This is a genomic window from Niallia sp. FSL W8-1348, from assembly GCF_038006745.1.
Taxonomy (GTDB): Bacteria; Bacillota; Bacilli; order Bacillales; family Cytobacillaceae; genus Niallia; species Niallia alba.
This window is the reverse complement of sequence record NZ_JBBOVV010000004.1, coordinates 277952-298931: the sequence shown is the minus strand read 5'-3', so window position 1 is coordinate 298931 and position 20980 is coordinate 277952. Positions and strand designations below refer to the sequence as shown.

The following is a 20980-nucleotide window of genomic DNA, read 5'->3' as shown; positions in this document are numbered from 1 at the left end:
ATCACTAGTGTTGCATTAATTTAAATTCACTATTAAAAATACTCAAAATGTTCAATATTATTATTTTGCGCAAAGAAAAAGTCCTTTATAATGGATTAGTCAGGTGGTAACCCGTCCAAATCCACTAAAAAAGGACCATCACATGGACAAGATTACACGAAAAACTTCATTTGGACAATGGTTTTCACCTATAAATCTTCAATTATTTGAAGAAAACGTGAAAACGATGAAATTAGATTACTATACGAAAAAATTAACGACAGAGTCATTTCTAAAATTACTACTTTTTGCGCAGCTACAAGAAATTGAAAGTCTGCATGCGCTGGGTGATTGTCTTTTCGATGACCAGCTTCAAAAAGGGATAGACCTTGATTCTATTAGTATTTCTCAGTTGTCACGGCGGTTAAACGGCATAAACCCTGATCTATTTCAAAGGCTTTTCCTTGATTTAGTGTCACAAATTCATGCCAAAACGCATTACACGAAACTCGTGATGCCGTTAAAAATCATTGATTCAAGCACATTGCCACTTAATTTGACCAATCATAAATGGGCTAAATTCCGCAAAACAAAAGCAGGTGTAAAGTTACATTTGCGCCTTGTGTTTATGGAAAAGGGTATATCCTATCCTGAAAAGGCCGTTATGACAACGGCAAAAGAACATGACCGTGGTCAGCTTGAAATCATGGTGGATGACAAGGAATGCATGTATGTGTTTGACCGTGGTTATCTAGACTACGAGCGCTTTGATCGCATGACTGATGATGGCTACTTCTTTCTTTCACGGCTACGCAAAAATGCAGTCATACGGAACGTTTACGATTTTAAGCTACCCAAGGATACAGCTGTTTTATCAGACCAAATGGTGTTGATAGGTACGACTCAAAACCGTGCTGAAAATTACTTTCGGCTTCTAAAAGTGATGGACTCAAAAGGAAATGAACTTCATTTAATTACAAATCGTTTTGATTTAAGCGCCGAAGAAATTTCAGAAATGTATAAATCACGGTGGGCAATTGAGCTGTTTTTTAAATGGATCAAACAACATCTCAGCATCAAAAAGTTCTACGGTCAAAGCGAATGGGCGATTCAAAATCAAGTATTTATCGCACTAATTGTTTTTTGCCTACATGTTCTCGTGCAAATCGAGACCAGAAGCAAGCGAAAAACCTTACAGATTAGCCGTTATCTAAGGGCTGCATTGTGGAAACCAGCGAATGTTTGGCTTCGAAAGATTGAAGGAAAAGCCATCCCTTAAATATGCAAATTGTCGTCGTTGCAAAAGTCTAATTGTAAATAAATTTCCAAATGGATGGGGCCACCTTTGATTGGGTATTTACTTTTTTGCCTCTAAACAGGGAAGGTGAGTAAACTGAAAATTATGACACTATTTATGCAACACTAGTGAGTTTAAATAATAATTTAAAACTTAAAAGTTCTCAGGGCTATGTTTATACACCTACCGCAAACTCTTTTTTTCAGAAAGAATTGTACTTAGTTCATCTAGAATTTATTGATGATAGTATATCCAGGACCTATCCGTTTGTATATTATAACGATAACTACCAGGTATTCGAAAACGTAGAAGGTCCTTGTGTAATTGCCATTGTAACTACTGAAAGCCCCCGCTGGTTCAAAGGAGATCTTGCAATGATACGACAAGCAGCGGTTTATGAGTATAAAAATAAATAACAGGATAAAAGAACCATGCTAATTGTATGGTTTTTTCTTTTAATATTCCAAAATTATCCGATATAAACAGTGAACATGGTTAAAACAACCAATTTTTTTTACTTTTATAATGAAATTATCTTAAGAACCGGGTATAATTAAGGCATATCAATACTATTTTTTATTTTTTGTGCCATCAATGGCTATTCGATTAATGAAAAAAGATGCGGTTCTTTGGGACTATGTTTTAGAAGTTGATTAGGGTGATTATACTCTGATCCATTAAAACGTCCCATTGGATCGCTTTTTTTCGTTTATAAAGGACAAAAAATAAAGTAAAAAAATTGAGAGGGGAAATTTATATGAAAAGAGTAATAACGTTATTAACATTAATACTAATTTTAGGAGTATTAAAACCAGTGCATTTGCTTGCAGATGAGTTACCTTTAGCATCCTGTAGCATGACAATTAATTCAGATAAGGCTACACAAGCTAACCCAGCAAATGCAAGTGGATTATGCAGAGATATAGTGTATGGATATTATGCAAAGGCTGCAGATACTTTTAATATTTTTGGTGGGGTTCATCAATCTGTAACAAAAAGTGGTCAAAAGTTTATAGTACCCGTTTTTTCAGATAAACACACTCATGCAGAATTAACGGTTTATATTAACAGGGTTGCTACTAAGCCAACTCCTAAACCTACACCGAAGCCTGAGCCAAAGCCCGAACCTAAACCTACACCAAAGCCTGAGCCTAAACCAGACCCTAAACCTGCACCAAAGCCTAAACCAGAGTCCAAACCGGTTACACAACCGAATTCTGATAATAAAGCAACAAAACCTTCTACTTCTACAGGTAGTAAAAATTCAAGCAATACCAATACTAGTAAAAATAACTCAACTAATACTTCAAAATCGAGTTCTAGTAAAAGCAACTCAACTAATCTATCAAAATCAAGTGGAACAAGCAATAATTCAGAAAGTAAAAAAACAAACAGCAGTTCTTCTTCCAATAGTTCATCAAAATCAAGTCAAAGTAGTTCTTCCGATAGAAGCAATAACGAGGAAAATAAAGTTGTTGCCTCTGTAACAAAGATAAAGGAAGGAAGTAATACATCTACTGATAAAAATGATAATAAAACAAAAGAAAGCACAATGGAAACTGAGCAGAAAAAAGGATTGAGTCAAGTTTTTGTGGGAGTTTTTTTAGCTCCCTTTTTTATAAAGTAAAACCTCTAAGTTTGTATCCGCTTTCCAATTGGTTTTGTTCTTCCAACTGTTGATTCTCTCATTTTTTAAAAACCTTTTAATCCCTGTAAGGCAAAGTGAACGGGTTTTCCAATCGCTTGATTTAAGTATGGCATGTTCTGACGCACGGTTTCTGTTACTAATTTTGTGGGTATTTTTCTTTTCGCTCGATGCTCTTTCTTTGATTTTTCCGTGGCTTTTTCCCATTTCCCATATATCGTTTGGATGGATAGGTCATCCTTCAATCCAATCCACAAGCGCGCCATGCTCATGACCCCTTTTTTGCTCCATGCTCTTCCATTCTTTAATCGTTTGGCTAATTGATTCATCATCGCCTCTGCACTTCCCATTGGACGATACGCTGTCGTGTCCACACCTTTTTCCTGTAACCAACTACGGTAATCTTTTATGGTTTCCTGATGATGCGTTAAAAAGGCAAGGAAATGCTCTAGTTTTTCTTCTTTTTCTGGTGTATCCATTGTTCCTACTGCGCTATTCAACTCTAGAAGTAATGTTTCTACCTGGTAGTTTCTTAACGCTCTTTTCATGTAGCGGTATCGAGGATGGCTCTTCATTAGTTGCTTCATCGAACGAGCGACATGAAAACGGTCCATGGTGAAAAAGGCGCGTTCCCGAAAATACTCCCGACATGCCGTTATCCAGCCTGCTCCATCACCATTAATAATAAGCAAGGTTTGGGTAGGATCATACGCATAATGATTCTGTAAGAACGTTTCAAAGGCTTCCCAAAAGGGTTCTTTTCCTTCATAAAGAAAATGCCTTTTATTTCGGAGCCTGATTCGCTTTCCGTTTTCTTTCCATCCCTCGTGTACAGCGGCGAATTTCAACTCCCATCCACGCTTTTTCTTTTCTTGACTCTTCACATATAATCCATCTACTTCTACAAACAATACCTTTTGAAAAGGGCGTTTTTCCTTAGCGGGAAGTACGCTTGTTTGAAGAAGATGTTGCCGTAATGCTTCGTGGCTCATCGCCGAATAGCCTAAAAATTGTTCGAACGTTTCCACCGCCTTTCGATAGGAGGAGCCATTTGTCGCTAGTTCTAGCCCCCATTCTTCTAGTAGCGGACTAAATCCCTTATTCCCCTGAAACTGTATATAGTGATCTAATAGACAAATATATTTTTTAGTCACACGATCAAAATAATAATTACGCTTCAGCTCCACAGCTCCAAACGCTGTATCTAATCGTATTTCTCGTTTATCACGTAAAGCAAATCTTCTTTTGTCTCGTTGCTTGGCAATCTCTTGATCCCAATTTTCTAACGTTTGAACAAGGATTTCTTGAAACGTCATTTGTAGTGTTCGAAATAAAGTTTTTTCCAATTCTTTTAATGATGGCATTTTTATGTTACATTGATTCATGAGAGCCTCTCCTTTTCGTAGTTTTCTAGTCAAACTCTACTTTACAAAAGGAAGCTCTCTTTTTTAATACTTAATTTTTTCCAGCTACCGCGCTTTCGCTTGGTGGCCTTTTTGTCTAGTTGGGGGACGAGTCCCCCAACTAGACAAAAAGGATATTTATTCTCCCACAAACATTTTACTCATACAGAAAAAAGAAAGTTCTGATAAAAACGACCCTTCTACTGAAAACAAGGAAGATAACATGGATACCAATATTACAAATGAAAACAATGATAATATTAAAGAAGAAGCAACTCGTTCTTCAATTCTAGATGAAGATGAGTCTAAATCTAGTAAACTCCCAATAATTATTTCGGTAGTAGGAGTACTAATTATCGGAGCTGCAGTAATCTTCATTATTAGAAAGAAAAAATTAAAAATTTAAAATTGTTATTTATTGATTCCCCATTTAATTTGCTTTAAAATATTTAATATAAACTTTTATATTAAATGGGAACGACCCAAGACGAAGTAGTTTAATAAACTGCTTTAGTTTTGGGTCGTTTTTTATTATTAGGAGGTGAAATGTTAATTTTTTTACAAAGAATAGAAAGCGGGATTTAAATGAGAAATGCAAAGATTTTTTTTCTGATTCCTATTTTATTTTTTTTATTTTTACTTTTTATTCAAGAGCATCATGCTCACGCAAGTACTGGTGATGAAGATATATATAATGTTTCATCAACGGTTAAGAATAATTGGAATAACCTAATGGGATCAAAAGATTTCACTATGACTAGTGGAAGAAAAATAGTTTACGATGTATATTCAGACAAGTTTGTTACAAATGGTTATCAAGTTACAACAAAAAATTTTGGGAAAGGTAGTCAAAAATATATTAGATTTTCGGGTTGGTCAGTATTATTTGGACATCGTGAACATACCTCTTCTAACCAAGATACGTATATAGTTGCTAGAAAATCATCTGGTGATAGTGGTATCGGCACAGTAAAAATTTATAAAACAGTTCAAGGAAGTTTAGATGCAACTGAGGATCTAGAATATAATAATCAAGGGGCTGGCATATGGAACCAATGTCCATCTAGTGCAACAAATAGATGGAACGATGATTGCAATATGAAATATCAAGATGTAAGTTTTAATGCTTATTTACCCTTAGAAGAGCTTTTCAATAAAAAAGAAAAAGCTAATTGGGATTTATTTATCGTTAAAAAAGTGCAAAATCAAATTGTGTATACGCCACTTATTCTTCCTTTCGAATTTAGTAATAAAGCATATGAGGGAGGAAAGTTATCGCTTTCAAGTGGTACCAATACTAATACCTTAGAAATGAATGCAGAAGGTGTATTACGAAGGAAAACGCCCAGAGAAAGTGCACCCTCTGTCATTGATGAATTAGGTAATAACAGATACTTCACTCAAGGGAAAACTTATACAAAAGTCGATTTTGAAGAATCACAAACAGCTGTTTGGTATGGAGTTAGAAGTCCACATGATAGTAATAAAACCAAATGGGCAAATACCGCATATTTTACTTTTAAAGGAGATCAAGCTAAATTATCATTTCAACCAAATAGACCTCCTATTGCAAAATGGGAATGGGATCCTTCCAATAACGTCTATAATGATACAACTGTCAAAATGATAAACAATTCGTCTGATCCCGATGGCGACCCTTTAACTTACAAATGGTACAGGAAACCATATGGATCAGCTGATAGTAATTATGTTCAAATATCAACTGCTAAAACGCCATCTAGCTTTAAGATTGCAAAAGGAAAGTATACCTTTAAATTAGTAGTTTCTGATGGAAAAGAAGAGGCAGAAGCTGGACATGCTTTATATGTAAATAACAGGCCTCCTGTTGCAAAATGGGAATGGGATCCTTCCAATACTATTTATAATGATACACCAATCAAGATGGTTAATAGTTCTTCAGATCCTGACGGAGATTCTTTAACATATCGCTGGGAAAGAAAACCATATGGCAGCGCAGATAGTAATTATGTGACTGTGTCTACTGCAAAAACGCCGTCAAGTTTCACTATAGGAAAGGGAGACTACACCTTTAAACTCACTGTTTCTGATGGAGAAGATGAAAGTGTTGTCGGTCATGCCTTATATGTTATTAATAGACCTCCAATAGCTGATTTCACTTGGAATCCTAGTACCATTTACAATGATACTTCTGTTTCTTTCAGTAATAAATCTTCAGATGTCGACGGTGACTCATTAACGTATAAGTGGGAAACTCAAAAGCCTAATGAGACTACCTGGAGTACATTTTCTACTTCTAAAGACCCTCCTTATACTTTGAATAAAAAGGGCGTTTGGAAAGTTCGTTTAACTGTCTCAGATGGAGAGGCCAGCCATAATGTAACTAAAAATATTACTGTACAGAATAGAGCACCAGCTGCCGATTTTTCTTGGAGTCCTAGTACCATTTACAATGATACTTCTGTTTCCTTCAGTAATAAATCTTCAGATGCTGACGGTGACTCTCTAACGTATAAGTGGGAAACTCAAAAGCCTGATGACACTAATTGGAGTACGATTTCGACTTCTAAAAATCCCTCTTATACCCTAAATAAAAAGGGGATTTGGAAAGTTCGTCTAACTGTTTCCGATGGGGAAGCAAGCAATAATGTGACTAAAAATATTATTGTAAAAAACAGAGCGCCGAATGCTGATTTCACCTGGAGTCCTAGTACCATTTACAATGATACTTCTGTTTCCTTCAGTAATAAATCTTCAGATGCTGACGGTGACTCTCTAAGGTATAAGTGGGAAACTCAGAAACCTAATGAGACTACTTGGAGTAGCATTTCCACTTCAAAAGAACCTTCTTATACTCTAAATAAAAAGGGCGTTTGGAAAGTTCGTTTAACTGTCTCAGATGGGGAAGCTAGTCACAACGTAACTAAAAATGTTACTGTGCAGAATAGAACTCCGGTTGCTGACTTTATATGGAATCCTAGTACCATCTATAATGATACGTCCGTTTCTTTTACTAATAAATCTACGGATGCTGATAAAGATTCTCTAACGTTTAAATGGGAAGCTCAGAAGCCAAATGAGTCTACTTGGAGTACCATCTCTTCTTCTAAGGACCCTTCTTACACTTTAAATAAGAAAGGGGTTTGGAAAGTCCGATTAACGGTTTCAGACGGAGAAGCTAGTCATAATGTGACTAAAAACATTACCGTTCAAAACAGGATACCTGTAGCAGATTTCACTTGGAGTCCTAGTACTATCTATAATGATACGTCCGTTTCTTTTACTAATAAATCTACGGATGCTGATAAAGATTCTCTAACGTTTAAATGGGAAGCTCAGAAGCCAAATGAATCTACCTGGAGTACTATTTCTACTTCTAAGGACCCTTCTTACACTTTAAATAAGAAAGGGGTTTGGAAAGTCCGATTAACAGTTTCAGACGGAGAAGCTAGTCATAATGTGATTAAAAACATTACTGTTCAAAACAGGATACCTGTAGCAGATTTCACTTGGAATCCTAGTACCATCTATAATGATACGTCCGTTTCTTTTACTAATAAGTCTACCGATGCTGATAAAGATTCTTTAACGTATAAGTGGGAAGCTCAGAAGCCAAATGAATCTACCTGGAGTACTATTTCTACTTCTAAGGACCCTTCTTACACTTTAAATAAGAAAGGGGTTTGGAAAGTCCGATTAACGGTTTCAGACGGAGAAGCTAGTCACAACGTGACTAAAAATGTTACTGTTAAAAATCGAGCTCCTGTTGCGGATTTTACTTGGAACCCAACAACCATTTATAATGATACCACTGTCTCTTTCACTAACAAGTCATTTGATACAGACGGTGATCCATTAACAAATATATGGGAATATCAGGAACCAAATAAAACGACTTGGACCAAATTCTCGACTGAAAAAAATCCTAAAAATATTTTCACTAAGGTGGGAGATTATAAAATAAAATTAACTGTTACAGATGATGATGGAGCTACAGGTACAAAAGAGAAAACTCTAAAGATTACCAATAGACCACCACAAGTTACTCTTACATATACACCAAAGGATGTATATGAAGGTGATACCGTAAATGTTTGTATAAAAGTAATTGATTTAGATAAACAACCAATGACAGTTAAATTATTTTTAGAAAAGGATTATGGGAATAAACAAACCGTTTTAACAAAATCAAATATTAACTCTGGTGAAGAGGTTTGTTATGTTTTTGTTCCAGACGTAGGGAATTATGATTTTACTACCGAAGTGGATGATGGCCATGATAAAACGACTGTAGATATATCCTTTTATGCTAAACCACTAATCATAAAAGGACATGTAAATCATACAGCCGATTGGAAGAAAAAGCATGAGAAACTTGGAAATACACTAGATAAATTTTTTAGTGGTGAAAAGTTTTTACTTGAAGCAGATACTTCACCTTATGAAACTATTTATGTAAAGAGTACTTTATCCGCGGTTCAAATGGATAACAAAAATACTACCTCTCCTGTTGATTTAAATAAAGTAACTAATATATTGTATAATGGTTCGCTTTATGAAGAAAAACATCAGTACTATCCAACTATGTTGAAAGTAGGAGAAGCTAAATTTGAATTTGAAGTAAAGTATAAGAATGGAGTAATTAAAAAGGATACCGTTAAAATAAATATAATTGATAACGCATTTAACTCATCTAGATATCATCGCAAATTTTAATTAATGTGGTCAATTATAGTATGGCTTGTCATAATGAGGCTGGGACATAACTAGCCTCTAAAAAAGAGAAAAGTGAATTTGAGGTACTCAAATTCACTTTTCTCTTTTTTTTCGTGTTAATTCTTCTATTATCTTAGTTAATGGCAGTGAATTTTCTTAAATTCACTGCCATTAATGCGAGGCCCATTTCGTTTTCCACCTTCGATTTTCCTCGTACAGAAAATCGAGTGAAACGCAAATTAGCCTTCAAGAATCCAAAAACTGGTTCCACATCGGTTTTGCGTTTTCGATAGATGGCACTCGTTTTCTCTTCTGAAAGCTTCGCTCTCACATATTCTTTTTGCTGTTCCCATTTTTTGTTCACCATTAGTTTTCGATTGTTTCCTTCTTTTGCCTTGGTACATGATGAACGGAATGGGCATCCTGAACAGTCTTCGCACTCGTAGATTTTGAAACTCCTTTGGAAACCTGTAGCGTCGGTTCGGACAGAATGATATTGAAATTCTAAACGTTTCTGATTAGGGCACGTATATGTATCGGTTTCTTGATCATATACCCAGTTATCAGGATTAAATGTATTTTGTTTGTACTTTTTCTTTTGTTCCTTCAAAAACATGTTATATGTTATCAGTGCTTCTCGGTTTCTGTTTGAGAGAATATCACTAAAGTTTTGTTCACTACCATAACCTGCATCTGCAACAATATGTTTCGGTAACTCGAAATAATGTTGCTCTATCTCATCTAAAAATGGAATTAACGTACGTGTATCTGTTGGGTTTGGAAATAAACTATAAGCAAGCGCATATTGACCTTCCGTTGCGATTTGTACATTGTAACCAGCTTTCAATTGCCCGTTTTTCATATAATCATCTTTCATTCGCATAAATGTCGCATCTAGATCTGTTTTAGAATAGCTATTACGTGGTCCAAAGATTGTAAAATCCTGTTGGTACTTCCGTTTTCTCAAGACAAAATCAATCAACTGTTTACGCACTTGTTTCGGGTATTTTCGTTCACTTCGTAAGGCTTTTCGTTCAGTAACGTCTGAAGATTCTTCAATTTGTTTATCATATTCGGTCACTACTTCGTCTACTTTTTGAACCATTTGAGTGAGCTCTCCAAATGATAGCTGTTCATCACTTTCCCGTTCAATTTGGGGTATGATTTCGTTCTCAAGCAACTCATTGTACAACTGGTTTGACTTATCAATTAAACTCTGATGAAATTTCTCAATCGCTTTCTTCCAGACAAACGTAAATTTATTCGCATTCGCTTCAATCTTTGTACCATCGATAAATATCGCTTCTTGATCGATCAGTTTTTCTTCGATCAATTGGCAGCGAAATTGGATGAAACATTGACGAATTAAATCTTTTACTTCTGGTTGAACGCGAAATCGGTTAATTGTACGATAGCTTGGTTCATACCCTTGAGCTAACCACATCATACGGATACTGTCTTTTAATAGGGCCTCCATTTTACGCCCTGAAAAGACAGATTGAGTGTAGGCACATAGAATAATTTTAAGCATCATGCGTGGATGATAGGCAGGACAACCTTCATTTCGAAGAAATGGTTCAAACGCTTCTTGAGGGATACTTTCCACTAAATGATGGACATGGAAGGCAATATCATTATTTTGTAATTTTACTTCTAAATCTAAAGGTAAAACGATTTGATTCATGGTATAATCTTTAAACATAAGGATCCTTCTTTCTGATTAGATTTTGTTGTGGTGACTTTATTTTATCAGAAGTGATCCTTATTTTTCTTCAAAAAAGTAAATCAAAGCCTGTGAAATTTTACTATGAGTAAAATTTCACAGGCTTTTTCATTTCAGAGGAGGGTTATGTCCCAGCCTCTTTTTTATTTATATTGGTGTTCACGAATAATAATGTCCCTTTAAACAACTATATAGTTGTTTAATAAACAATAAAGTTATTTAAAAACGAATAGTATTCATCGTAATCTTGCCAGTTCTTCTAGAACTAACGGGGCAGGAGAGTTAAAGAAGGATTTACATATTTTTTGGTGAATATTTGAATGAACTTACTAAATTTAACAGAAGATGATGTAATCCATATGGCTAGTAAATCAGATTTATAATGAAAATTTCGCTTTTTAGAAATTATGTAGATATATGCGAAGGAGGATATACATGACTGAAATAAAAACACTTTCAATTCCAGACCCAATAACTGCCCTGCTAAATAACTATGAGATGACTATTGAAAGGTTATATATATTTAATAGGTTACTACCAGAAAGGGATACCAAAGAGAATGATTTATATCAACTAGCTGCAGAGTACTATAAAGTTTTAAAGCATGTTTCTAAAGAGCTATATAAGGATTTTTCAGTGGAATTATTACCGGTTGGAGAGTTCTTCGAAGAAATGTCCGAGAGATTGGATGACGACGAAATTCAGGAATTAATTAAACCATTCTTAGAATAAATCTTGAGTAGCAAGTCCTAAATAGTGTTTCCCTAAGTTTATTATTTTTGCTCTAGTGGTGTTTTTAACATTTATCAATAAAACCTAATGAAAAATTCTTTAGAAAGATCGTGCTACATTCCTATAATAAATAAGATGCTTCTTTTGTCGCTATAGGGGCAGGATAGTTTAAGTGAATTTCTTCACAAACCTACGAATAGCAGCTACTTTACTTTTTGGATCTGGGTATACTTCCACAAAATAAAAAATATAATGATTGGGTTTCATTAGTTAATGTATTTGTCACATTTCCTTAGATAATACATATGAACATATTAAGAATGCAGAAAGGAGAATATATATCGTGAAAAAATTTCTGTTTTTCGTTTTATGTATATTAATGATATCACCTTCAATTGTTAGTGCTCATTCAGGCATTGTATCATCTAATCCAAAAGAAGGAGAAATATTAACCGAGGAATTCAATCAAATTAACCTTTATTTTAATACAACTATAAACGAAATAAGCACAATGAAACTTTTGAAGGATGGAACCGAAATTTCGTTTATTGATATTGAAGTTAAAAGCAAAAAAATGATTGGAACCTTAACAGAACCTTTAGACAATGGCTCGTATAAGATTGAATGGTATATTGTCGGGAAAGATGGTCATCCAATAAGAGGTGAAATTAACTTTCTTGTACAAATAGAACAAAAAGAGGGAGAAAAAAATACAACTCAGCAAATCACTAATGAAGAGGAAAAAAGCCAAGTCCAAAATAATAATGATGGTATAAGTGAAAATACAGATGACAAAAACATCTTAGTAACATTAATGGGGCTATTTCTTATCTTTGCAATTGTGGTTATATGGTTAATAAGGAAAGAACTTTAACAAAACGCACTTTAAATATTGGTTTTTGTCAGTACTTAAATTACTTACTTTTCAATATAAAGAATTAAATCAAAAGTTAAAGTATGTTATGTGTTTATATAGAAGATGCAGGTAAAAAAGGGAACTTCTGTCCAGTCAGAAGTTCCCTTTTTTACCTGCATCCTTATTTACATATAACTTTCATTATTTCTTTATTGTATTTAAGGACCCGAAGGGTGAGGCATCAAGTGGTGATCTACTAGTGTATCATAATAAGAATGATTCGAATTTTTCAGGCTCGTAAAACGTATGTCCGTATATAATTCATATGTAAAAATAAAACTTCAATAAATAGACACATTTAATAAATTTTAATTTATGTATAATAATGATAGCACTACTAAAATAGTGTTAATGTTTTTTCTACAAATATAATATAAATTCATAGGGGGTTACGATGAAGAAAGTCATTTCTTTACTTTTAGTAGGATTGTTTTTTCTAAATGCAAATAATGCTTTTGCACATACAGGTTTAAAAAGTTCTTCACCAGAAAATGGGGAGACAGTAAAGGAAGAATTTAATCAATTAACACTCACATTTGAGACGAAAATTGAACAGGGAAGTACATTTACTCTTGTGAATTCAGCCGGAAAGGAAATTTCCGTTCAAAATATTGAGTTATCAGATGACCAAATGACTGGAAGGTTGTCTTCACCTTTGGAGAATGATAACTATGATGTAACATGGCAAATTATTGGAGTAGACGGGCATGTTATAGAAGGGGAATATTCATTTATAGTTGATTCGCCTGTTACAGAAGAAGAAAATACTGGTGTAACGGAGGAAAAAGCAACAGATGAATCTGTAACGGAGGAATCCACACAAGACGAATCACAGGAAGAAGTGGATCATTCCTCCATGACTCCTGAGGAACATGCTGCTTATGAAAAGAGAAATTCAGACCCTTCCACTGTTTTAATTCCTGCAATAATAATCTTAGTAGGAATTATCCTTCTTATCATAGCTGCGGCCTTCATTATAAAAAGGAAGAAATAAAAAATGGTGATTATAGGTACTCTTACTCAAGCTTTGTTATATGTTTGTTATGCCATGCTAATGGGGAGCTTTATTCTCGATCTTGTACCTAATAAGCACCGACCAGTGGTGCATGTACCTAAAAAAATATTACTATTCTCCCTCGGGGGGATAGTAATATTTTCATTTATACCCGTTTTGCAACTCATCTTGTACTTAAGTTCATTACGTGGGTTCTTAGAGGCTTTACCTTTGGTTTTATTAACTTTTGAAACAGGGAAATCCTGGTTCTTTTGTTTTATTGTCTCTATTATATTCTTCTTCTTTTTGTTACATTCTGATAATGAAAAGAAGTCGCACAACTTTATAGGGATATTGCTTACCTTTATCTTAATATGTTCCATGGGTTGGTCAAGTCATGCTAGTTCAATAAGTCCGATTAAAGGATTTTTTAGTGATACTGTCCATTTTACAGCAGTCAGTGTTTGGGTTGGTGTAATTCTTGTAGTTAGTTGGTTTTCCAAAGGCGAATCTAATTGGCTTCCATTTTTAAGTTGGTTTACACCAACTGCTATCTTTTGTTTAGGTTTGACAATAATATCTGGTTTTTTATTAATGGACCTTGTTGTTGACTATGAAAGCTACTTTAATTCATGGATGATACCTTATGGGCAAGCATTATTATTGAAACATCTTTTGATTATTCCTTTACTTGTCTATGCAATGATCAATGGAGTTCTTATTAGAAACAAATTAAAAAAAGATATAAAATTTAAGCCGAGGTCATGGGTAAAGGTAGAAAGTATTGTTATATTGTTGATTTTTTCTGCAACAGCGGCATTAGGTCAACAATCACCGCCAAAAGAAACAGCTATTACAAATGAAACTATTTCCAAAATGACTTCACTCTTTTTTAGAGGAGATGTTGTACCTGATATACAGGTGCAAATAAGCATTCATTTAAACAGTATCATACTGTTAATATTTGCTTTACTTTTTTTGGTTTTATTAGTACTTTCCTTTATAAATAAAAGGCATGTGATTTTATCGTTCTGTATGTGTCTCCTGTCCGTTATTAGTTTGTATATTTCATTAATGCTTAGCATGGAATAAAAACTTAATTGGAAGAAAAGTTCCTATTTCCTTCGATCAATTCAATTAATGAATTGATCTTTTTTATCTTATGGATTATTTCCCTTTTTTAATTTAGATTTTACATATTATAGAATTTTTTTGACTTTTAATAAAGACGAGTATATAATAATTATATGAATATATGTTCATATATTGTAATAAGAAGAATATATAACATCTTTTAGTTTCAAGAGTGTGCGCTAAAATACATTCATTTATTTTATTGGGGTAGTATATAATCAGATGTTTTATTAAGGAGGTATTATTATAATGGGGCATGATCATAGTCATAGTCATAATCATACAGGTGGATCAAACAAAAAGGTGCTTTTCATTTCTTTTATTATTATTACGAGTTACATGGTAATTGAAGCAATAGGAGGAGTTGTTACAAATAGTCTTGCGCTTCTATCCGATGCAGGACATATGTTAAGTGATTCCATTTCATTGTTGATTGCACTCATAGCATTTAAATTAGGGGAGCGAGCAGCTAGTCATAGTAAAACCTTTGGGTATAAACGTTTTGAAATAATAGCAGCTGTTATAAATGGAGTTACTCTAATACTTATTTCTCTTTATATCTTTTATGAGGCAATTAACCGTTTTGCCAATCCACCAGAGGTAGCAACAACAGGTATGCTTTATATTAGTATTATTGGTTTACTTGTTAACATATTGGTAGCTTGGATTATGATGCGAAATGGAGATACAGAAAACAATTTAAATATGCGTGGTGCCTTTTTACATGTTATTAGTGATATGCTTGGTTCAGTTGGTGCCATAATAGCTGCATTGCTTATCATGTTTTTTGGATGGGGTTGGGCAGATCCATTGGCAAGTGTATTAGTAGCTGCTCTTATTTTAAGAAGTGGTTACTATGTAACCAAAGATGCTATTCACGTTCTTATGGAAGGAACTCCTTCAAATGTAGACGTAGAGGACATTATTACCACAGTTAGTAAAACACCAGGAATACACTCTATTCACGACCTACACATATGGTCCATCACAAGTGGTTTGAATGCAATGTCTTGCCATGCTGTCGTTGATAAGCAATTAACTATCGCCGAAGGTGAAAATATTCTTCGGAAAATAGAACATGCACTTGAACACAAGGGGATTACTCATGTAACCATCCAAATGGAAACTTTAGCACATAACCATGAAAATTCAATCCTTTGTGAAGCAAAAGGTGAACCAGCCCATGATCATCATCATCATTAATTAGAAAAGAAGAGGCTGGGACATAACCCTCCTCTGAAATGAAAAAGCCTGTGAAATTTTACTCATAGTAAAATTTCACAGGCTTTGATTTACTTTTTTGAAGAAAAATAAGGATCACTTCTGATAAAATAAAGTCACCACAACAAAATCTAATCAGAAAGAAGGATCCTTATGTTTAAAGATTATACCATGAATCAAATCGTTTTACCTTTAGATTTAGAAGTAAAATTACAAAATAATGATATTGCCTTCCATGTCCATCATTTAGTGGAAAGTATCCCTCAAGAAGCGTTTGAACCATTTCTTCGAAATGAAGGTTGTCCTGCCTATCATCCACGCATGATGCTTAAAATTATTCTATGTGCCTACACTCAATCTGTCTTTTCAGGGCGTAAAATGGAGGCCCTATTAAAAGACAGTATCCGTATGATGTGGTTAGCTCAAGGGTATGAACCAAGCTATCGTACAATTAACCGATTTCGCGTTCAACCAGAAGTAAAAGATTTAATTCGTCAATGTTTCATCCAATTTCGCTGCCAATTGATCGAAGAAAAACTGATCGATCAAGAAGCGATATTTATCGATGGTACAAAGATTGAAGCGAATGCGAATAAATTTACGTTTGTCTGGAAGAAAGCGATTGAGAAATTTCATCAGAGTTTAATTGATAAGTCAAACCAGTTGTACAATGAGTTGCTTGAGAACGAAATCATACCCCAAATTGAACGGGAAAGTGATGAACAGCTATCATTTGGAGAGCTCACTCAAATGGTTCAAAAAGTAGACGAAGTAGTGACCGAATATGATAAACAAATTGAAGAATCTTCAGACGTTACTGAACGAAAAGCCTTACGAAGTGAACGAAAATACCCGAAACAAGTGCGTAAACAGTTGATTGATTTTGTCTTGAGAAAACGGAAGTACCAACAGGATTTTACAATCTTTGGACCACGTAATAGCTATTCTAAAACAGATCTAGATGCGACATTTATGCGAATGAAAGATGATTATATGAAAAACGGGCAATTGAAAGCTGGTTACAATGTACAAATCGCAACGGAAGGTCAATATGCGCTTGCTTATAGTTTATTTCCAAACCCAACAGATACACGTACGTTAATTCCATTTTTAGATGAGATAGAGCAACATTATTTCGAGTTACCGAAACATATTGTTGCAGATGCAGGTTATGGTAGTGAACAAAACTTTAGTGATATTCTCTCAAACAGAAACCGAGAAGCACTGATAACATATAACATGTTTTTGAAGGAACAAAAGAAAAAGTACAAACAAAATACATTTAATCCTGATAACTGGGTATATGATCAAGAAACCGATACATATACGTGCCCTAATCAGAAACGTTTAGAATTTCAATATCATTCTGTCCGAACCGACGCTACAGGTTTCCAAAGGAGTTTCAAAATCTACGAGTGCGAAGACTGTTCAGGATGCCCATTCCGTTCATCATGTACCAAGGCAAAAGAAGGAAACAATCGAAAACTAATGGTGAACAAAAAATGGGAACAGCAAAAAGAATATGTGAGAGCGAAGCTTTCAGAAGAGAAAACGAGTGCCATCTATCGAAAACGCAAAACCGATGTGGAACCAGTTTTTGGATTCTTGAAGGCTAATTTGCGTTTCACTCGATTTTCTGTACGAGGAAAATCGAAGGTGGAAAACGAAATGGGCCTCGCATTAATGGCAGTGAATTTAAGAAAATTCACTGCCATTAACTAAGATAATAGAAGAATTAACACGAAAAAAAAGAGAAAAGTGAATTTGAGTACCTCAAATTCACTTTTCTCTTTTTTAGAGGCTAGTTATGTCCCAGCCTCTTGTTATATATTAAGGGGGATAAATACAATGTTGGACACACTAGTTATTGGAGCGGGCCAGGCTGGTATTTCCATGGGTTATTATTTAAAAGAAACGGGTATGAATTTTCTTATTTTAGATAAAGGAAAAGAAATAGGGGAGAGTTGGAAGTCCAGATATGATTCCTTGATTTTATTTACTCCTAGAATATATAGTTCTCTACCTGGTTTTGCAATGGAAGGAGATAAGCATGGGTTCCCTACAAAAGATGAGGTAGCTTCTTATTTGGGGTAATCGGAAAATAGTGTGGAAAGAGGGTTAAAAAGTACCCTCTTCCATAGCCTTAGACAGTGTGGAAAAATCAGCACCATAAATTTCTTCATACACCCATTCATAACCAGTTTGTGACCAACTTGGGAATTGATCGGGTAACATTTTTCCAAAAGTAACTTCAACTTCTTTGAATTTCTTTTTCTTTTTAACTTTACGATAGCCTTGAGTAAACAAAATCTTTGCTCTAAGGGCTTCAAAAGAATAACCACGACCAACATGGTTCATTGTCTTAATTAAACGATTGAGGGATTCCGTATAAGCGTTTGTAATAGGAGAATTGAAATAGTTGAATATTTCTTCTTCCCAATTATTCATAGCCCTAATCAGATCTTCAAAATAAGTCATTAATTCTTTAGGTACATTTGAAACCCAATTTTGATAGAGTATATAGGCATCGTTGATTGATTCAGCTTCATAGATGTCAAAGAATTGCTCTTTGAGTTCATAAGCCTGTCCGAGTAATGGAAAGTTCTGAGTCCATACCTGTAGCTTTATCTGGTCATCAAAGTCTGTTAAGTCTTTACTCCTTGTAAGAAGCACATAACGATCTCTCATAAGTTGTCTACGTTCTTTGGCTGTAATATTTTTACGGTTAGCTTTTCGGATTTTCTCTAAGGCTTCATTGGCTAATTTAACGACATGGAATTTGTCAATTACGATTTTGGCATGTGGTATCACTGTGTTAACAGCACTCTTATAAGGATTCCACATATCCATTGCTACAAGTTCAATTTTATCAATGTCTTGGAGCTTTGAAAGATAACTGATAACATTATCTTTATTGCGTTTGCGTAAGATGTCAATTACTGACTTGTTTTCAACATCTGTGATGACACAACGATAGTTTTTAAGTAAATGGACTTCATCAATACCAAGCCATTTAGGAGTTCTAAAATCAGTTTGAGCTTCAAGCTCATCAACGTAGTCATTAAAGATGTTTCGTACAGTCTTTTCGTCAACGCCAATCTCTTCTGCAACACTGGTAAACGTTTTTACAAGGCTTGCTTCTTGAATCCAATTAATTAGCCTATTGGTAACAGAACGGCCTTCATCTATATCTGGAAGACTTTCAAAGAATGTAGCCCCACACTCATTACATTTGTAACGTTGTCTTTTAACGAAGATGCCAACTCGTTTAGCGTGCATCGGCAAATCAAAGAATAATTGTTCCTTTTTACCATGCTTATATAGATTAGCAACCGTACCACATTTTGGGCAATAAGAAGGAGGTGGCAATGTAGTCTCAACTAAGAACCTATAATCATATTCACTCTCCTTCATATCAAGAATCTTAAAACTTGGTAGATTGAGCATATTAGTTGTCATTATTTCATTTCCCTTTGTTTTATTGAGCATTTAATAAGAAAATCATATGAATTGCAGTTAAATAAGAAAGGCATTACTTAGCTATCACAGTAATGCCTTCATTAGTACAAACAGCTTATTTAGAAAACAGTCCACAATTGCTTAGTATTTCATCTGAGCCAAGTAAGGTAGCTTCTTCTATCCCCACATTATTGGTTTCCATGAAAGACTGCACTGCATGGTAGCCTACTGCATAACCAGCAAATGGTGATAAGCCAACAGGTTGATAGCCTTGTTCCTTTGCAATGGTATCACCAAACATATAACTGCTGACCTCAGCAAACCCTTTAATATCTAAAGCATCCTTTATAACTTCTTTTGAATATTCTAAGTCCTCTTTATCAAAAGAAGTAACCCAAGGTCCTAAAAGATCTTCTCCATAAAGTTCTTTTGCAAATGACTCAGCTAAACCCTCTATAATTAAGTAATCACCAACGGTAACGTCTCCATGATCCCAATCAAAATATGAAAAACGGATATTATGATGGAATTCATGTGCAATTACAGCAGGAATCCTTGGAATATTATAGGAGTTTGGGTAAATAGATACTTGAATAAACCCTGGAATTCCTCCAAAACCACAATAACCTTTTTGTAATTCGAGCTTCTTCGGGTCAGCTATATACATACCAAATCTCAATTCATCAGCATTAATATTTATATTATTTTTTTCAATAAAATCAATACAATGATTCAAAGTGCTATGTGCTGTTTGAAGAGCCTGAATTTCTTTTAAACTTTCTAATGCTTGTCTTCCAGTTTGAGTATCTGATACATTAAGATAGCCAAGCATATTTGTAGCCATTATTACATCATACCCATTAGGTTGCTTAGCCTTTAATGGAACATTAATCATATTCCACATCTTTTCAAAAGGCTTCATCATTGAGTACCGATAAAAATTTTCTTTATCTTCTTCCATTGAAAACAATTTATCGTATTGTTCAATTGTATCCTCAATTATTATTTTCATTGCTACCACCTCTTATTTGATTATTCGTAAAGACCTCCATCGCCTCACTCATGAGTTTTGCTAAACCCTCACCATACTGATCTATATTTTTTGTGAAACGTTCATCATTAATATAAAGTTGACCTAATCCATAAAAGGCATCAAGAGAGTACTTACTAAAATTTTCATTTAAAAAGTCATACCATTGTTTAATTGTTGCTTGTACCTCTTGGGATTCGGGGGATTGATCACGAAGGCATGCAAGTTTATTGAAGATCATATCCCATCTATCAGATAAATCATTTTGTTCATCTTTGGACATTCCCTTTAGTTTTGCGTTTATCTCATCAATAGATTGATTTCCCCAACGGCGACGAGCCTCTTCTTCAAATTGGTTGAATCCAACGTTAATTCCCTCAAACCTCTCTTCATTCGTCATTTGTATTTCTCCCGCCATATGTTTAATCGTCTTATCAATGGTTTCAATCATTTTATCGACTTTTTTTCGTTTCTCAATCAACATTTTTCGTTGTAAAATCAATGCTTCTTGTCGGTTAAATAAAGGGCTGTTAATAATCTTTTTAATTTCCTTTAAGGTGAATCCAAGTTCCTTGAAAAATAAAATTTGTTGTAATGTTTCAAGGTTTTCTTCTGAATAGAGTCGATAACCAGAATCAGTGATTTCTTTTGGGGTCAACAATCCAATCTGATCATAATGATGAAGTGTACGAATACTAACACCAACCAATTCTGCCACTTCTTTTACCTTCATATCCATCACTTTGCACCTC

General features: G+C 34.5%; 15 protein-coding genes and 1 pseudogene. 11 read left to right on the top strand and 5 right to left on the bottom strand.

From position 1 onward, the window contains the following. Positions 1-142: 142 nt before the first annotated feature. Both NST60_RS26450 and NST60_RS26445 read left to right on the top strand, forming a co-directional pair. Complete coding sequence (locus tag NST60_RS26450; protein ID WP_169187985.1) at positions 143-1258, top strand: IS4 family transposase; 1116 nt, start codon at positions 143-145, stop codon at positions 1256-1258. Positions 1259-2033: 775 nt separating this feature from the next. Beyond that, positions 2034-2903 carry a hypothetical protein gene (locus tag NST60_RS26445; RefSeq protein ID WP_341100967.1) on the top strand — a complete coding sequence of 290 codons (870 nt, stop codon included), beginning with the start codon at positions 2034-2036 and terminating at the stop codon, positions 2901-2903. A 65-nt stretch (positions 2904-2968) separates the two neighbouring features. Here the strand turns inward: NST60_RS26445 and NST60_RS26440 are convergent, their stop codons facing one another. Continuing rightward, the gene (locus tag NST60_RS26440) at positions 2969-4306 is read right to left on the bottom strand and encodes an ISLre2 family transposase (protein WP_341097941.1); all 1338 of its coding nucleotides are present in this window, start codon (positions 4304-4306) and stop codon (positions 2969-2971) included. A gap of 241 nt (positions 4307-4547) precedes the next feature. Between NST60_RS26440 and NST60_RS26925 the strand changes: the two genes are divergently transcribed. After that, positions 4548-4730, top strand: a complete 183-nt coding sequence (locus tag NST60_RS26925) for a hypothetical protein (protein WP_445304425.1) — start codon at positions 4548-4550, stop codon at positions 4728-4730. A 179-nt stretch (positions 4731-4909) separates the two neighbouring features. After that, positions 4910-9019 carry a PKD domain-containing protein gene (locus NST60_RS26430; protein WP_016205129.1) on the top strand — a complete coding sequence of 1370 codons (4110 nt, stop codon included), beginning with the start codon at positions 4910-4912 and terminating at the stop codon, positions 9017-9019. A gap of 133 nt (positions 9020-9152) precedes the next feature. Here the strand turns inward: NST60_RS26430 and NST60_RS26425 are convergent, their stop codons facing one another. Next, a complete protein-coding gene (locus tag NST60_RS26425) occupies positions 9153-10721 on the bottom strand; it encodes an IS1182 family transposase (protein WP_016205122.1) in 1569 nt (522 codons plus the stop codon). 456 nt (positions 10722-11177) lie between these two features. Here NST60_RS26425 and NST60_RS26420 point away from each other — a divergent pair, with 456 nt between their 5' ends. The 7 genes and pseudogenes from NST60_RS26420 to NST60_RS26390 form a co-directional block, all read left to right on the top strand. Beyond that, positions 11178-11474, top strand: coding sequence for a hypothetical protein (locus NST60_RS26420; RefSeq protein WP_016205128.1), 297 nt, complete (start codon positions 11178-11180; stop codon positions 11472-11474). Positions 11475-11817: 343 nt separating this feature from the next. Beyond that, positions 11818-12348 carry a copper resistance CopC family protein gene (locus NST60_RS26415; protein ID WP_016205127.1) on the top strand — a complete coding sequence of 177 codons (531 nt, stop codon included), beginning with the start codon at positions 11818-11820 and terminating at the stop codon, positions 12346-12348. A 436-nt stretch (positions 12349-12784) separates the two neighbouring features. Further along, positions 12785-13384: a copper resistance CopC family protein gene (locus NST60_RS26410; protein ID WP_016205126.1), complete on the top strand. Its 600-nt coding sequence runs from the start codon at positions 12785-12787 to the stop codon at positions 13382-13384. Positions 13385-13615: 231 nt separating this feature from the next. Further along, on the top strand, positions 13616-14476 hold the full coding sequence (locus tag NST60_RS26405) for a copper resistance D family protein (RefSeq protein WP_016205124.1): 861 nt from the start codon (positions 13616-13618) through the stop codon (positions 14474-14476). A gap of 291 nt (positions 14477-14767) precedes the next feature. Further along, complete coding sequence (locus tag NST60_RS26400) at positions 14768-15721, top strand: cation diffusion facilitator family transporter (protein ID WP_016205123.1); 954 nt, start codon at positions 14768-14770, stop codon at positions 15719-15721. A 171-nt stretch (positions 15722-15892) separates the two neighbouring features. Continuing rightward, positions 15893-17461, top strand: a complete 1569-nt coding sequence (locus tag NST60_RS26395; protein ID WP_016205122.1) for an IS1182 family transposase — start codon at positions 15893-15895, stop codon at positions 17459-17461. 126 nt (positions 17462-17587) lie between these two features. Then, positions 17588-17827, top strand: a pseudogene (locus NST60_RS26390) (NAD(P)-binding domain-containing protein); the annotation flags it as partial. Between the two features lie 30 nt (positions 17828-17857). Here the strand turns inward: NST60_RS26390 and NST60_RS26385 are convergent. The 3 genes from NST60_RS26385 to NST60_RS26375 all read right to left on the bottom strand — a co-directional run bounded on the left by NST60_RS26385 (position 17858) and on the right by NST60_RS26375 (position 20967). Further along, the gene (locus NST60_RS26385) at positions 17858-19198 is read right to left on the bottom strand and encodes an ISL3 family transposase (RefSeq protein ID WP_120070480.1); all 1341 of its coding nucleotides are present in this window, start codon (positions 19196-19198) and stop codon (positions 17858-17860) included. 115 nt (positions 19199-19313) lie between these two features. Beyond that, positions 19314-20210, bottom strand: a complete 897-nt coding sequence (locus tag NST60_RS26380) for a DUF2268 domain-containing protein (protein ID WP_341098567.1) — start codon at positions 20208-20210, stop codon at positions 19314-19316. Further along, on the bottom strand, positions 20194-20967 hold the full coding sequence (locus NST60_RS26375) for a MerR family transcriptional regulator (protein WP_144928813.1): 774 nt from the start codon (positions 20965-20967) through the stop codon (positions 20194-20196). Before NST60_RS26375 ends, NST60_RS26380 begins: the two co-directional genes overlap by 17 nt. Between the last annotated feature and the right edge of the window lie 13 nt (positions 20968-20980).

Bases quoted from the DNA above. Each gene is read 5' to 3' on its own strand.
- NST60_RS26450 (WP_169187985.1), top strand. From the start codon at position 143: ATGGACAAGATTACACGAAAAACTTCATTTGGACAATGGTTTTCACCT.
- NST60_RS26445 (WP_341100967.1), top strand. From the start codon at position 2,034: ATGAAAAGAGTAATAACGTTATTAACATTAATACTAATTTTAGGAGTA.
- NST60_RS26440 (WP_341097941.1), bottom strand. From the start codon at position 4,306: ATGAATCAATGTAACATAAAAATGCCATCATTAAAAGAATTGGAAAAA.
- NST60_RS26925 (WP_445304425.1), top strand. From the start codon at position 4,548: ATGGATACCAATATTACAAATGAAAACAATGATAATATTAAAGAAGAA.
- NST60_RS26430 (WP_016205129.1), top strand. From the start codon at position 4,910: ATGAGAAATGCAAAGATTTTTTTTCTGATTCCTATTTTATTTTTTTTA.
- NST60_RS26425 (WP_016205122.1), bottom strand. From the start codon at position 10,721: ATGTTTAAAGATTATACCATGAATCAAATCGTTTTACCTTTAGATTTA.
- NST60_RS26420 (WP_016205128.1), top strand. From the start codon at position 11,178: ATGACTGAAATAAAAACACTTTCAATTCCAGACCCAATAACTGCCCTG.
- NST60_RS26410 (WP_016205126.1), top strand. From the start codon at position 12,785: ATGAAGAAAGTCATTTCTTTACTTTTAGTAGGATTGTTTTTTCTAAAT.
- NST60_RS26400 (WP_016205123.1), top strand. From the start codon at position 14,768: ATGGGGCATGATCATAGTCATAGTCATAATCATACAGGTGGATCAAAC.
- NST60_RS26395 (WP_016205122.1), top strand. From the start codon at position 15,893: ATGTTTAAAGATTATACCATGAATCAAATCGTTTTACCTTTAGATTTA.
- NST60_RS26385 (WP_120070480.1), bottom strand. From the start codon at position 19,198: ATGACAACTAATATGCTCAATCTACCAAGTTTTAAGATTCTTGATATG.
- NST60_RS26380 (WP_341098567.1), bottom strand. From the start codon at position 20,210: ATGAAAATAATAATTGAGGATACAATTGAACAATACGATAAATTGTTT.
- NST60_RS26375 (WP_144928813.1), bottom strand. From the start codon at position 20,967: ATGGATATGAAGGTAAAAGAAGTGGCAGAATTGGTTGGTGTTAGTATT.